Origin of the sequence: Leisingera sp. S232 (genome assembly GCF_049800895.1) — a bacterium.
In the GTDB taxonomy this organism is placed as follows: Bacteria; Pseudomonadota; Alphaproteobacteria; order Rhodobacterales; family Rhodobacteraceae; genus Leisingera.
In genome coordinates, this window is the sequence record NZ_JBNAFX010000007.1 from 83,837 (window position 1) to 97,987 (window position 14,151).

The window sequence follows — 14,151 nt, forward strand, 5'->3', positions numbered from 1 at the left end:
TTTCCTGCCCAAGGCGGGTGTTCTGGCCCTCTCATGCGAAAACACTGAATAGATTTAACCGTCCATATGACGTTTTGCGTCACGTTTTCCACTGTTTCTGCGTTCCCGGCAGCCCATTTATCCATAAAAATCAGAGAAAAATCACATTCCCTCAAGCCTCAGACGGCAAATGTCGATTTTGCGACATCTCTACCCCGGAAATTCCGGAAAACTTCATTTGGGATACCCTTACGATACACACTTTATCAGGATTTTGCGGCTTATGTCTCCTCCCGAACCCGGTCTGCCCGGGTGCCGCAGACCGCAGGAGACGCTGACCATTGCCCCGACTAACCAAACTGCCACTGAAACTGCCGCTGATCATGGTGGCATTGACTGGTGTCTTCCTCGTCACCGTATCGCTGCTGGTGTATTCCATGGCAGAACGTAGCATCCGAGAAAACGCCTTTGCCACCCAGAGGATCGAAGCCAAATCAGGTGCTCAGGCGCTTGGGTTCCTGATCAAGGCGGCGCGGTCCGATGTCTCCAGCCTGGCAGGCCAGCCCGCGGTGTTCCGGGCCATCAGCAACTTTGAGCGGGTAATCGGCATGGTCGAGGAAGACGACCCCATCGCCTATCTGAAACAGACCTATGCCACCGAAAACCCAAATCCGGCGGACCAGCGGGAGGAACTGACAGACGCCGGCGACGGGTCTTACTACAATCAGTCGCATGTCACCTATCACCCCACTTTCCTGCAAAGCCTGCGCCTGAATGGATACAAGGATCTTTATCTGATCACGCCCGCAGGGCAGGTGGTCTATTCCGTGAAGAAGAAGGGGGATTTCCTGACCAATGTGGATGAGACACCGGACAGCGGCCTGGCCCGGGTGTTTCAGGCCGCACTGGCAGCAGAAGCCGGCACTGTGGCCGCAGCGGATTTTTCCACCTACAGCCACAGTCCTGACGCCGCTGCCTTTATGGCCGCACCGGTGTTCACCAAACGCGGCGGTATCGCGGGCGTGATCGCCATCCAGATCGGCACTTCCGGAGTGGTCAGCGCTTTGACCAGCAATCTGGCTGGCGGCACCCACCAGAACATCTATGTGGTCAGCACTGATGGTGTGGCGCGCAGCCCATCCTCAGCCGCGGGCCTGTTCCCCGCGCTTCAGACGCTGCCCGGCACACCGCAGATCCAGGCAGCAAAATCCCGGCACGCCACCCAGTTCAAAGGCGTCGACTCCTCGCTCGGCGAGCGCGCCATTGCCCTGGTCATGCCACTGGATCTGCCCGGTTTTGATTGGTCGCTGGTACTGGAAACCGGTGAACACACCGCCTTTGCGGTGGTAGAGCGTATCCGCCTGATTGCTGCTGCAATGATCGGCGCCGCGCTGCTGGCAGCCATTGGCGTGTCCTGGCTGGCGGCGCGCAGCGTCACCCGCCCGGTCCACGCCCTGCGCGAGGCCACCAATGCGCTGGCCGATGCCAACTACAATGCGGAAATCCGAGGCCTGGCCCGCGGCGATGAACTGGGCGATCTGGCCCGTAGCCTCGACACCTTCCGCGGCAAGCTGAAAGAGGCGGATGAGGCCGCCGCCCGCGAAGTCGAGGCCGCCCGCCACGCCGCCGCCGTGGTCGAGAGCATGAGCGCAGCCCTGTCCGAACTGCAGCGCGGCAACCTGGCCTGCGACATCCGGGCGCCCTTTGGCGGCCATTACGAAGCCCTGCGGGAAAACTTCAACCGCAGCCTGGAACGTTTGCGCGGCTCCATGGCCGAGGTGGTTGGCGCGGCGGGAAATGTGGACCGTTTCTCAGAAGAACAGCGTGGCGCGGCAACCGAAATGGCGCATCGCACCGAAAGCCAGGCCGCGACACTGGAAGAAACCGCCGGGTCCATCCGCGAACTGACCGGTGGCATCCGCGAAACTGCCGGGCGGGCAGGCCAGATGGATGAAACCATGCAGGGCGCCCGCAGCGAAGCTGAGCAAAGCACCGATGTCGTAACCTCCGCCGTGGCGGCCATGGACCAAATCCAGGAAGCCTCATCGGAGATTTCCAAGATCATCAACATGATTGACGACATTGCTTTTCAGACCAACCTGCTGGCGCTGAACGCAGGCGTTGAAGCTGCCCGCGCTGGCCCGGCAGGCGCCGGTTTTGCAGTGGTCGCCTCCGAGGTGCGGGCGCTGGCGCAGCGTGCCTCCAATGCCGCCGGCCAGATCAAAGGCCTGACCTCCGCCAGCGAGGAGCATGTGGCAAATGGCGTCGCCATGGTGGGCCGCGCAGGCGACGCGCTGACCCGCATCATTGATCAGGTTTCGGCCGTGTCCGGGCTGGTCACCGAAATCGCCGACGGCGTGCGCGCGCAGTCGGATGGGCTGGAGAAAATCGACGGCGCCATGCATCAGCTGGACAGTATGACACAGCAGAACGCCGCCATGTCCGAAGAAGCCGCCGCCGCCAGCCAGCTGCTGCAGCATGAATCGCAAAGCCTGGCGGATATCGTGGGCCGTTTCGATTTAGGCGGCGACAGTGGTGGTTCGGACTTTGCCACAGACCAGAAACGCCTGAGCGCATAAAAACGTCTAGCAGGCTGGAGTTCACCTTCAGTCTGCAGCAGACGTTATTCTTTCGGAAGGATTTTATAAAATTTCGCTTGTGAATCCGTTTGGTTGCAACATGTTGTAGCCGGGTGCGCGCCACACCCAACTACGACTTCTATTAGAAACCAAAGGGTTATCTAATGAGTAGAGGCTGGCATGGGCGCCGTATATTCGCAACCGAGCATAGAAGAACGCCGTAGAATTGAACGCTGGAAGCATGCGAAGGTTTTCAAGACTGAGACCGATGATGCGGGTCAAGACCGCGAAGTCGAGATTCCTTTCATCAAGGGCTACACGGTTTTCAACGTCGATCAGATCGAGGGGCTGCCAGAGACCTACTACGAGGAGTCTGAGCCGAAGCCCGATATTCGCCATGGTGGCAATCAGGCATTCTATGCGGTTGATCCCGACTATGTTCAGATGCCGCCGTTCGAGATGTTTGAATCGTTAGCGGTTATTCACTTTCAAGGATTGGAAGATTTAAAATTCTCCTTATAATTTTAATACGTTATTACCATCCATCATGCATATTGCCGACGTTGGTGGCTGCAATGTCCAAGTGCGCTGTGGCTTCCTGAGTTCTCAGTTAAACAGGATGGCAGTATGACCTACAAAGTTTCCAGAATTATACTCTTAACAGGTGCAATACTTTCAACAGCTGCTTGTAGTGTGAGTGGAAATTCCAATGGCAGTCTCAACGGAGCGCAAAGCACCCGCCTCCTAGTTGACGAAGGAATGCCTAGTGAAATTAGCTCTGCATATAGCGGAGAACAAACCATGAACGTTTTTCTGACTGGCTACAGCTACTGGGACAACACGCCCCGCGGATCGGCGCAGATTGCCCGGCCTGTGATCCACCAGCAGGCTGGCGGAACAGGAACCTACGAGGACCCAATCACTCTTGCAGTTGGGCATGAAAAACGAAACGGCCGCAGCTACATGGACTACCCTGCAGGCACGAAATTCTACGTCAAAAATCTGCAGAAATACGCAATCGTTGAGGATCTTTGCGGCGACGGGCCAAAACCTCAAACGGGCCCCTGCCACAGTGGCTACCAGGGGCACGATTGGCTGGATATCTACGTTGGTGGCCAAGGTCTCGACGAAAATTGGGTCGATCGCTGCATGAACCGTATCACAGGAATTCAGCAGGTAATTCTTAACCCCGGCCCTGGCTATCTGGTTGCGCCAGGGGAAATTGCAGCCAGCGGGTGTGCCACCCTTTAATGCGAAGCTGTAGTTAATCCATGTCTTGTCGGCCTAAGCCTGTCAGTTGGAGCCGGCAAGACGATGGGCAATAGCCTGAAGAATAACACCGTTTGTATTCAAGTCTGTGTAGGCTTCGGTCGTCCGCCCGGTCTTCAGATAGATGCTCGACGCAAACCCGTTTTTTGTTCTGGCGGCATTTCTTGTGAACCTGAATAGTTTCTCAGAGTATTCATGTGGCTGATAAGCTGACCAGAGAAATGCAGCCTTACTGCTGAGAACCAGATTTTCCTCGCGAAACTCCGGCGTTCTGTATTCAGGCTCCTGCCCAACCGTGTCAAAGGCCCAGGTCCGTTTCTTTGCATCCAGTTGCAGCCCCTGATAGAGGAACCAGGGCGACTTGTCGATTGGCCCTTCCGAAACGCAGATGAGCCGGCCAGTCTCGCGAAAGTCCTCTAGCTGAGCGGCAAACAGGACATCCGCCAGATAGGCGCTTTCCTTTGACATCCCCATTTCCATTGCTTCAAGCAACAGGGGTTCTGCGCCAAATGGTCCGATTTTGGCTGCGGCTTCCAGCAGAGCCATTTGCCCATCGGCTGCCGACCGGCTTGTAAAGACTTCATATGGGGATCTTGCAGCGATCCCCCACCGCCGAAAGGCCAATGCCGAATAATGGGCACTATGTGACACATATGAAGTTTCAAGTTCTCCATTTGTGACCGAGTGAATTTCGCCCTCAAGGATGACCTTCCGAAGGTCCCAGGAAGAGACCAGCTTAGCCAGTTGTTCTCCGAAATTGCTGTGCCGGCGCAGGTTGTCCAAGGCAGCAAGCAGGCGACCTGCGTCGGAACCGTCAAAGTCCCTGTTGCCCCATTTGTGGCGATCCGTCCGAATCCATCCCTGCGGCAAATGACGCCCCTTGAAGGTCCTGCCCGTGATATTGGGTAGGATTTTCTGGATAGCAGTTTCAAAGTCCGGCTGGCTTATCAGGCCAATCTGCACAGCAGCCACTAAGCCGTTGATGTGACTGCCAACATCCCACATCGTGACAGCCTCGTGTTTCCGCCCCCCCGGCGCAAAGTCCACTGTCGCCGGGCACAATCCGGTCCTGGGATCAGTGAATTTTTCGAAATACTGCCAAGCAACACGGGCATCTTCCAAAAGCTCTCGCCGCCAGGCATCCGAAAGGTTTTGTCGTGGTTTTTTCAACTCCGGCGCGGCGGCAGCTGTCTTCCTCCAGCGGGCCGGCAGCGGCCCTGCCGGGGCAACGGTTCGTGCGAAGTTTTCAAGATGGAGAAACTTTGTCCCCTCAGACCTGAGCATGTCCTTTAAAAGGTTTTGCAATGCCCGCCGCTCAGGCGGAAAGGCAATCGACTCTGGCTGTATAAAAACCACCACATCCCCGGTTCCCGCCGTGGCTGACACAAATTGTTCCGCCGCAGCGCCATCGCTGACAACCCGTTGCGGGAAGTGCAGGAAACCCGCGCCCTCCAACCCTTGAACGGCGCCTGTTTCTGCGAAAAAGGCAACGCCAATTCCAGGCTTCAACGGCCTGACCGTCCGGATTTTCACCCCACTCTGGTTTTCAATTTCCACTGGGAGCATGCTGTGTTCTGCGGCACCGGCTCCAGCGTGCTTTTGGTGAAAGTCGGTTGGCACCCATAAGCCGTTGTCGGTTCCTCCCGCAAACTGGTTTCCGGTGGAATGGGGGATTCCGGCGGTCTGGAGAAACTCTGTAAATGCTGAATACCCGGAAAGTTGATCCCGATCATTCTGCAGCGGCTTCAGAACATGCAGGCAAACTGTCCGTTTGAAGCCGTAGGCGTCGCGCAGTTGAATGTCCGTCATCGGCAATAGCGACGCATCTCCATCCAGTTCCTGTTGCGACAGCGCGTTGGCAAACCAATCTGACGCTGCCTTCAGCTTTTTCACACCCATCCCGGAAAAATCTTTCGCTGAGATGTAGACTATATTCTGGCTGGCAGAAGGTGCGGCGGCTTGGGCATTCCCGTCAAAATCATTCAGGGACAGCAGCTTGCCACCATACAGCCTCACGACACCATTGTCCCAAGTTTCGGTTCTGACCGGGGCTGACCGCGCCGGAATCGACAGGAGATTGTGAATACCCGCAGAACGCACACCGCGTGGCGCAGCAGGATTTTCCAGATCCGCACAGGCGATTACCTGCGGTACACTGGCCGATTGTCCGGCGGTGCCCCCCGACCACAGCATCTTTTGCATGGCAGAGACGGCGTCATGAGCTGCCCTGGCTTGGAAATATTCGGACAGGGACTGCAGATCCGGAACGTAAGGAACAACATCCAGCCCGCTGCTGCCAATCAAATAGCCGTTCAGAACCTGTGCCAGCTTGCTTCTTGGACTATGCGCACGGCCATGTCTGTCAAAAGGATTCACAATGCAGGCCAGCGGTATGTTCCGGTCAACAAAAGCATCAATCACCGCAATAAGATGCGGGATTGAAACGTCTTCGTTGATATCGGTCACTGCGGCAAAAGTTTGCACAGGGTGCTTTCCAATCACTGCAGCCGAGCCGAAACTTGGAAACAAAGCCAGGCCCGCTGCGGCCGATTTAAGAAATCCTCTACGCCTCATGTGCTTCTAGCCACCAAACCGTAGTCTCGCCCCTGACGCTTTATGCTTCCCCAACTGGCCAAACGTCCAGTTACGGCACGTAAAACCGAGCGCATCACCGAAAAATACATAAGTGGACGGTAAACGAGGCGCTGTAGCGGGAACAGCAGCAAGGACCATTTGCTTTCGTCTTCATCAGACGTGATCGCAATAGCGGCAATTAGGAGCTCCAATGCCGGTAGGGCCAAATAGGCCCACAGGTACTGAGCAGTATTTGTGTGCTGGGAACTTCCTACTTCGCCAGCCCAGCCGCCTGCCATCAGATTGTACAGCATCAAGATCACAAACAGATCTGCAATTGGGGCCAACAGCGGGAACACATAGCCGAATACAAACATGTCGGAAATTGATACCAGGCCAACCGAACGTCTCTCAATGATCGCTCGTTTATGCTTCCAGGCACCTTGGAACATTCCAAAGGACCAGCGAAGTCTCTGTTTCAGAAGCTGCCCCACCTTTTCCGGCACTTCGGTAAACGCTTTGGCCTTTGGCTCGAAGACAATTTTATACCCTGCCCGATTCACTTGGATCGTCAGGTCGGTGTCCTCGGTCAGAGTTTCGTCGCTGAACAATCCCGCTTTTTTCAAAGCGTCAACCCGCCACGCCCCGATGGCCCCCGGAACGACCAGAATGCCATTGATCAGGTCAAACGCCCTCCTTTCAACGTTTTGGGAGGTTGCGTACTCGAAGGCCTGAAGCCGGGTCAGTAGGTTCACGCGATTGCCTGCGATAATTTTACCTGCCACCGCACCGGTCTTCGGGTCTGCAAAGTGCCTGACGAGATGTGTAATTGCATTTTTGCAAATTTGCGTATCCGCATCGATGCAAACAACAAACTCGGCATCAGTGCTCAAAATGGCCCTGTTGAGCGCACTCCACTTCCCTTGATTTGGTTGCGAGATGAGGCGGACTTCGCTCTTGTGGCCGAACTTGAGAACCTCAATGAGTGTGTCATCGGTGGAGCCGTCGTCCACCACGATGACTTCCAGGTTTCTGTAACCGCTGGCACGCACGCTTTCGATGCTCTGAGAGATCACCTTTGCCTCATTGTGGGCGGGGATTATCACCGCAACCTTCGGCTGTCTTTGCAAGGGTGTAAATCTTTCACGGCGGTTCAATAGCGCCAGAGCCAGAATGCCGACTGAGCGAACTATGCCAATGGCGAGCACCGTCCAGAAAACAAAAACGACAGCTTGCTGCGCCATCCAGACAATGGAGAAGGAGACTCTGTCAAAGACCGGGGATCCGCCCTCGGCAACAGGCATCAACGCCGCCCGGTTCGTGCCAAGAAGGTCCGCCAAAGTCGTAAACTCATAGCCTTTTGCCCGCAGCGATCGGATTATCGGGCGCACTGCGTCTACTGTGGCAGTACGGTCCTGGCCACCGTCATGCAAAAGAATGACATTGCCGCTCCCCTGTTCCACCTGGTCTATTACATAATTTGCGATTTCCCCGCTGTCCCAGCCTTCCCAGTCCTTGGGAACAATTTCCATACCCGCAATCGCGAACCCTCGGGCTTCAGCTGCCTCCAGTGAGGCCACCCGCTCTGCGCTGATCGGGCCGCCGCTACGCTGAAAGGGTTCACGGTAGAGCAAGGTCTTGCGGCCAGCGGATCCAGCCAGGATCTTGGCTGACAGCGAAAACTCCAGATCAACACGTGTATTGGAAATCTGGTCCATTCTGGGATGGGAGAAGCTGTGCGCACCGACTTCGTGCCCTTCGTCAACCATTCGGGTAACCAGGTCAGGAGAATCCATGACACTGGTGCCAACAACAAAGAAGGACCCCGGAACATTCTCTTCCTGCAGAATATCCAGGATTTCCTTGGTGTAAATCTCATGTGGACCGTCATCAAAGGTCAGAACCACCTTGCGCCTATCCGGTTTGCCATACAGCTCTATCGTGTATGGTTTCGGCAAATGGCTATAGATCTGGTTGTTGACCAAGCCCGTCTCCGCCTCGAAAAAAAGCTGACGGCTTCCTGCAGATGCGCGCTGGTCTATTCGGATAAACGCGCCTTGCCCCCTGTAATCTACAAAGTTGTTAAGCTCTACGACACGAAGGTCTTCGTTTAGAACTTTTTTGGGGGCATCTTGATGCTGCAGGACTTTCCAGATCCCAGGATCCTCTTGCCCAAGGGACCATATGGCAACATTGGCAATGCCAAGTTCCTTTATGCGGACAAGTTGATTGTGAGCCGACGCGGCATCCAGCATCCAGATCTTGCGCTGACGCCCTTGGGCGTCACGGTAGCGGCTAAAGCTATTGTGGACTTTGGCGCTGAATTGCAATCCTCCTTCGGAGGAGCTTATTCTCTGCATGGCTTGCGCGTAAGAAAGGACTTCAGGTTTTGATGCACCAGAGGTCCACTCAACGGAGAAATTGCCGAGCGCAACAACTAGCTTGTCTGCTCCGACAGCTTGGACTGCCTCGGCCGACAATTCTGCAGCCCAGTTGAAAGGTGCAAGCGGGCCTGGGACGGATTCCACCCAAGGCTGCTGAAAGAGCTTCAGGATGATCTGGTCAAACAGATCAGTCAGATCCGGCTCTTTCCAATGGGGTTGCTGACCCGCAAGGATAGTACAGGCTTTCAGCCCTCGGGAACGAAGTGCATTTGAGAAACCCGACATCAGCGGCTTAAGGCGACGGAACGCATCTGGTTTCAAACCGGAGAAGTCCAAGCAAGCACCTTGGGCATTCAAAGCCACTACAGTGGTGGCCATATCTTCGCTAAGTGCTGCCACGCGCTCTGCATCTGTCAGGCTATCGAGAAAGACCTCTTTCTGCCGTGCCTCACCCAGCAAAATGACTGGCAAGAGCTGCGGACGCAAAGCGGTCTTTGCAATGTACTCTTCAACAGCAATCCGGGTATCCTTGCTGATAACGGATATTGCAGGGCGACCGCTTTTCTCGACAATGCTGATCCACTCAGGCACGATCACGCTGATTTGGCCGCAACTGTCATCCAGCGACAAAAATGCTTCTTCAGATGTCACAGGCACATGACCAAAGACCATAGGAGCTGCCGTGTTTGCCAGTGCCGAAAAAAGAGGCTGTTTGTGCCCATCTCCACAGGAGTTTTCTGCTTCTGATACCGAAACGGCCGAAGCCAAATGGACCTGGTCGTGATGACCGGAACCGTTCGCCGTAGAGGACGCATGAGTAGGTTTGTCATCGTAAAAGGGGTTCAGCTCCCGCAGTGCAGACTGCAAAGAGAAAGACCCATCAAGAAACAGCACAGCCCAGCAAATGACAGCCGTCAAAAAGGCCCAGAAAACAGCCCTTACCCGGCGAACGCGGACCCTTTTGGGATCGGCAAAAACCCTGCCAGATGACGCAACGGTTTCAAGCCTGTCCTGATGAAAGGAAAACCGCCTCAAACCGCCACCCTCCGAATGCAGTCGTACTGCACTTCGAAAGTTGCAAGGCACACACCCGCAAAGCAAAAGTCAAAACTGTTGTCAGCCACGGCTCCCCGCCCCCCTTGCAGGCCAGCACTCCCGTCAAAACTGCGCGATTCCTGTCCCCACAGGCTTCCACGCTTGACAAGCAGACCAGACTACATGGCATCAAACTCCCCCATTGAAGGAGGGCTTGTCAAAATTTCTTCAAATTTTAGCCGAAATTCCCTTTTGGACCTCGAGTTCAAGCGACAATTCCATGGCTTTGGGAGGCACTGTTGCCACAAGCCGCTTTAAGTACAGCTGCACCGGAGTCAGTCTAGAACCGTGGACATCCATAGAATCAAATTCCCACAAGAGGCCGGCGCCGTGCGGGCACAAACTGTTGCTGACGCAGAGACAATAGCTGATGATTGCCGGGATTGCATGATAGATCCGGCGGGACGTGCGAGGTTTGATTCAGTTTCTACAAAAAGGTATTGTTTCTCTTTGGAAGCGTTCTATCACCTTTTACCCAAGGGGTTTTCAACCGAATGAAAATCCAAGTTTGGGCAAGAGCGTTTAGTGGGGTTCACATGAAGATATCTGTAAAACTGATGGCCGCTGTTCTTTTGGGCGCCATTCCATCTCTTGTCCTGGCGGACCCGAAGCCTCGCAGCGCCAAGCCTGCGTCTCCGCAACTTGTATCGAAAATCTATGCTGGGAATACCGATCTCTGGGCCCAAGGATGCAATGGCGGCATTTACTATTCGCCTAATCAGCAAGCCCGCGCCTGGTGCAGCGACAACAGTGACAGCCTTGGCGCCGGGGAATGGAATGTCGATTCGCAAGGCCGTTTGTGCCATCAACTGTCTTGGTATTGGCCCAACAACAGCCGGGCAGGAAAGAGCCTTGGCGACCAGGCATGTATTTCCCATGTTGTCGACCGCTGGGGAACAGTTTGGCGTAGCTGGCCGAATGATACGGAATGGTGGCCCCTGTCTGGAAAACACTCTGGGATCAAAAAATACTCCGGGATGAAAAAAGGCTACAAATTCCATTCCAATGTTGAGGAGACGCGCTCAAAACTTGGGCTTTAGTTCAGGTCGACGGATGGCGTGGCCATAGGCGGCTTGATGTATTGTCGTCATAGGGCTCTCATAGGACTTTGTTGCAAAAATCCCGCGAGGGATTCATTTCGTGCATCCAAAGGGATAGCAGGGAAGCATGAGCAGTTTGGCCCCGCTGAAGGAGAAGACCAGGAACTAGCCTTCAGTATACCGCAGCATTGAAGCCGCGCGGATCTCTGTCGATCTGGTTTGACCCGGAGAGGATCTGGGAGCCACCACCGAGCAGCACGCGATGTCGCCAGCAGCGTTTCAGCGGCTCTGCGATCCAGACTTGCCTGACGATGAAAGCGCTGTTCGGGATGCCGCTTCGGCAAACGACCGGGTTCGTGCAAAGCCTTCTGCAGCTGATCGCCCGCGTCCAGTACAGAGCCAGCGGCCGTCTATTTTCATGAAATTACGCTATGGCGTAATATTTGGAATTTTACGTTGCAGCGTAAGTTTGTTTGATTTACGCTGTGGCGTAAAGGGGGCCGGATCATGAAGCTCACAGCACGGACAGCAGGACAGCTTGGCGAGGCGCTGCGCCGGACCCGCAAGGCGCGCGGCTGGACCCAGGGCGATATCAGCGCCCGCACCAATCTGCGTGTCGCCACGATTTCATCGCTTGAAAACGGCGATGCCGGCACCAAGCTGGCCACCGTGCTGACAGTCATGGCTGCGCTCGGGCTTGAGTTCCAGCTGGCCGAACGCGGCGGTTCGGTGGACATCGAGGACATCTTCTGATGGCAAGACACGGTCGCAGCGGCGTGATGCAGGTGCTTTTGAACGGGCGGCAGGTCGGGGCGCTGCGCCTTGCAGGCTCGGGTGCAATCAGTTTTGCCTATGATCCTGGCTGGCTGGAATGGGAACATGCGATGCCGATTTCGTTGTCCCTGCCGCTGCGCGAAGATGCGCATCAGGGCGGGCCGGTTATCGCATATCTGGAAAACCTGCTGCCGGACAATCAGGCAATCCGGGAACGTGTCGCGGCCCGGGTGCGCGCGGGGGGGACGGACGCCTGGCATATGCTGGAGAAGATCGGGCGCGATTGCGTCGGGGCGTTGCAATTTGTCTCGGAAGGGGCCTCTGCGGTCGGCGCCCTTGAAGGTGAACCGGTGACGGACGCCCAGATCGCCGCGCTGCTGCGCAACCTGGCAAGTGCCCCTTTGGGACTGGATGAGGAAGACGACTTTCGCATTTCCATTGCAGGCGCACAGGAAAAAACCGCGCTGCTTAGGCATGAGGGCGCGTGGATCCGGCCTTCGGGTGCGGCGCCGACGACCCATATCCTCAAGACGCAGCTTGGTGTGCTGCCTGCAGGCATCGATCTGTCCGACAGCGTCGAGAACGAGTTCTTCTGCATGCGCTTTTGCCGTGCCATGGGCATGGATACGGCTGAGGTGGAGATCATTGATTTCGAGGATGTGCGGAGCCTTGCCGTGACGCGGTTTGACAGGGCGTGGACCCGGGATGGCCGACTGATCCGCCTGCCGCAGGAGGATTTCTGCCAGGCGCAGGGTGTGCCACCCAGCCAGAAGTATCAAATGGATGGCGGACCGGGGATTGCCGAGGGGATTGGCCTGCTGGCGGGCAGCGACGACCCAGAGGCTGATCAGCGCGCATTCTTTCGCGCGCAAGTTCTGTTCTGGCTGTTGGGGGCGACGGACGGGCACGCCAAGAACTTCAGCATCGCATTGCGCCCCGGCGGTTTCCGGATGACGCCGCTTTATGATGTGCTGAGCGCACAGAAGGCAGTTGACGACGGGCAGATCCGCCAGAACCGCATGCGTCTTGCCATGGCGGTAGAGGGGCATTACCGGATCAATGAGGTTGTACCGCGGCATTTCCTGCAGGCCGCCAAGATGGCGGGCTATGGCCCTGGGCTGGCGCAAGAGGTGCTGTCGGAAATTCTGATGCAGCTTGAACCTGCTTTGGAAACCACTCGGAACAGTCTTCCAGACGGGTTTCCCCAGCCTTTGGCAGACTCGATCGTCCAGGGTGTCCGGCTGCGGGCCTGCGCGTTTTAGGGCAGGGGTCAGACCGCGCCTGCGCAGTGCAGGTGACATCTGACATTCCACGAGCATTCGGAAATACTGCGGCCTGTTCAGCCAGCGCAGGCGGCAGCGTCGTGCTGACCTATGATGCACGACTGGGGGGCTTAAGTGCCAGGTGAACGCTTTGAGAAACGGACGCCCTTGCCGCAAGCGGTAGGCTTCCGTGGCGGCAGTTATAGTCATTTGTGATTAGTTGTTAAGAAGAGTAATCTTATGCTGACAGGTAACGATCCCGAAAAACAGGATTGGCGTATATGAGCCAGGTCAGCATCGACCTTTTGCGGACGTTCTTTGAACTCGCGCAGCTTAAATCTTACACCGCGTGTTCGAAGAAATTGAACTTGTCGCAGCCTGCGATCAGCAACCGTATCAAGCGGTTGGAGGATGCTGTGCAGTTTCCGCTTTTCATTGACCGGAACCCACATCTGGGCCTGACGGATGAGGCCCAGCAGCTGTATGAAATCACCCAGAGAATTGTAGACGAACTCGGCAAGATCGACAGGTTGGTCGAGGGGACCACCTTTGCCCGGTCGCGGATCGGGGTTCTTCCTGCGATTGAATTTTTCTTTGGCCCTGAAATGATCTGGAAGCTGGATACACCGGGCACCGGGCCAAAGCTGGAAATTGTAACCGACAGCGAAGACAACCTTCTGAGAAAGGTCGCGCTGGGGCAAATTGAGATAGCCGTGGTCTGCAGCCGGCTTGGCGAACCGGAACATAGTATTTTCTCCAAACACTGCAAATTGAGCTGGATCTGCGGGCCGCAGTTTGATGAGAGCACCCTGGCAGATAATGCCGAAGTTCCAGTGGTGATCTGGCGTGGCAATGTCAGCCGGGGCCCGTCTGCGGACGAAATATTGGAAAGCAGCAACCGGGCGCACAGGGTGGTCTTTGAAACCTCGTCCCTGACTTCCTACTTTGATGCCATCCGGCGTGGCTATGGCGTGGGTTTTACCGTGGATTCCTTCCTGCGGACGAACAGAAACCCCTACTCGGTCAAAGTGCTGGAAAGTCATCTTCCGGAACTTGGACAGATTGATTTTCACGTGGTCTGCAATCCACATTCCCCGGCCGGCGTGCGGAAACTTGCGAGCCAGCTGGCATCTGTCTTTGAGGAAGCGTGATGGTTGGTATTGTCAGCCGGTCGTCGCCTTGTGGCGAGCCGCTG

9 protein-coding genes and 1 pseudogene are annotated in these 14,151 nt (G+C 56.0%); 8 read left to right on the forward strand and 2 right to left on the reverse strand.

Annotated features, from left to right (window positions below):
* Positions 1-320 precede the first annotated feature (320 nt).
* From ACP151_RS07415 to ACP151_RS07425, 3 genes are all read left to right on the forward strand, one after another.
* Positions 321-2,558, forward strand: a complete 2,238-nt coding sequence (locus ACP151_RS07415) for a methyl-accepting chemotaxis protein (protein WP_424978243.1) — start codon at positions 321-323, stop codon at positions 2,556-2,558.
* A 180-nt stretch (positions 2,559-2,738) separates the two neighbouring features.
* A complete protein-coding gene (locus ACP151_RS07420) occupies positions 2,739-3,080 on the forward strand; it encodes a hypothetical protein (RefSeq protein ID WP_424978290.1) in 342 nt (113 codons plus the stop codon).
* Between the two features lie 105 nt (positions 3,081-3,185).
* Positions 3,186-3,809 carry a hypothetical protein gene (locus tag ACP151_RS07425; RefSeq protein ID WP_424978244.1) on the forward strand — a complete coding sequence of 208 codons (624 nt, stop codon included), beginning with the start codon at positions 3,186-3,188 and terminating at the stop codon, positions 3,807-3,809.
* A gap of 42 nt (positions 3,810-3,851) precedes the next feature.
* Here the strand turns inward: ACP151_RS07425 and ACP151_RS07430 are convergent, their stop codons facing one another.
* The gene (locus ACP151_RS07430) at positions 3,852-6,401 is read right to left on the reverse strand and encodes a DUF3131 domain-containing protein (RefSeq protein WP_424978245.1); all 2,550 of its coding nucleotides are present in this window, start codon (positions 6,399-6,401) and stop codon (positions 3,852-3,854) included.
* Positions 6,398-9,820 carry a glycosyltransferase gene (locus ACP151_RS07435; protein ID WP_424978246.1) on the reverse strand — a complete coding sequence of 1,141 codons (3,423 nt, stop codon included), beginning with the start codon at positions 9,818-9,820 and terminating at the stop codon, positions 6,398-6,400. Before ACP151_RS07435 ends, ACP151_RS07430 begins: the two co-directional genes overlap by 4 nt.
* Positions 9,821-10,374: 554 nt before the next feature.
* Here ACP151_RS07435 and ACP151_RS07440 point away from each other — a divergent pair.
* The 5 genes and pseudogenes from ACP151_RS07440 (at position 10,375) to ACP151_RS07460 (ending at position 14,107) form a co-directional block, all read left to right on the forward strand.
* Complete coding sequence (locus ACP151_RS07440; protein ID WP_424978247.1) at positions 10,375-10,920, forward strand: DUF995 domain-containing protein; 546 nt, start codon at positions 10,375-10,377, stop codon at positions 10,918-10,920.
* A gap of 127 nt (positions 10,921-11,047) precedes the next feature.
* Positions 11,048-11,300: pseudogene (locus ACP151_RS07445) on the forward strand (transposase); the annotation flags it as partial.
* Positions 11,301-11,427: 127 nt separating this feature from the next.
* Positions 11,428-11,673: a helix-turn-helix domain-containing protein gene (locus tag ACP151_RS07450; RefSeq protein WP_424978248.1), complete on the forward strand. Its 246-nt coding sequence runs from the start codon at positions 11,428-11,430 to the stop codon at positions 11,671-11,673.
* Positions 11,673-12,956, forward strand: a complete 1,284-nt coding sequence (locus ACP151_RS07455; RefSeq protein ID WP_424978249.1) for a type II toxin-antitoxin system HipA family toxin — start codon at positions 11,673-11,675, stop codon at positions 12,954-12,956. Before ACP151_RS07450 ends, ACP151_RS07455 begins: the two co-directional genes overlap by 1 nt.
* A gap of 281 nt (positions 12,957-13,237) precedes the next feature.
* Positions 13,238-14,107: a LysR family transcriptional regulator gene (locus ACP151_RS07460; protein WP_424978250.1), complete on the forward strand. Its 870-nt coding sequence runs from the start codon at positions 13,238-13,240 to the stop codon at positions 14,105-14,107.
* Positions 14,108-14,151: the final 44 nt, after the last annotated feature.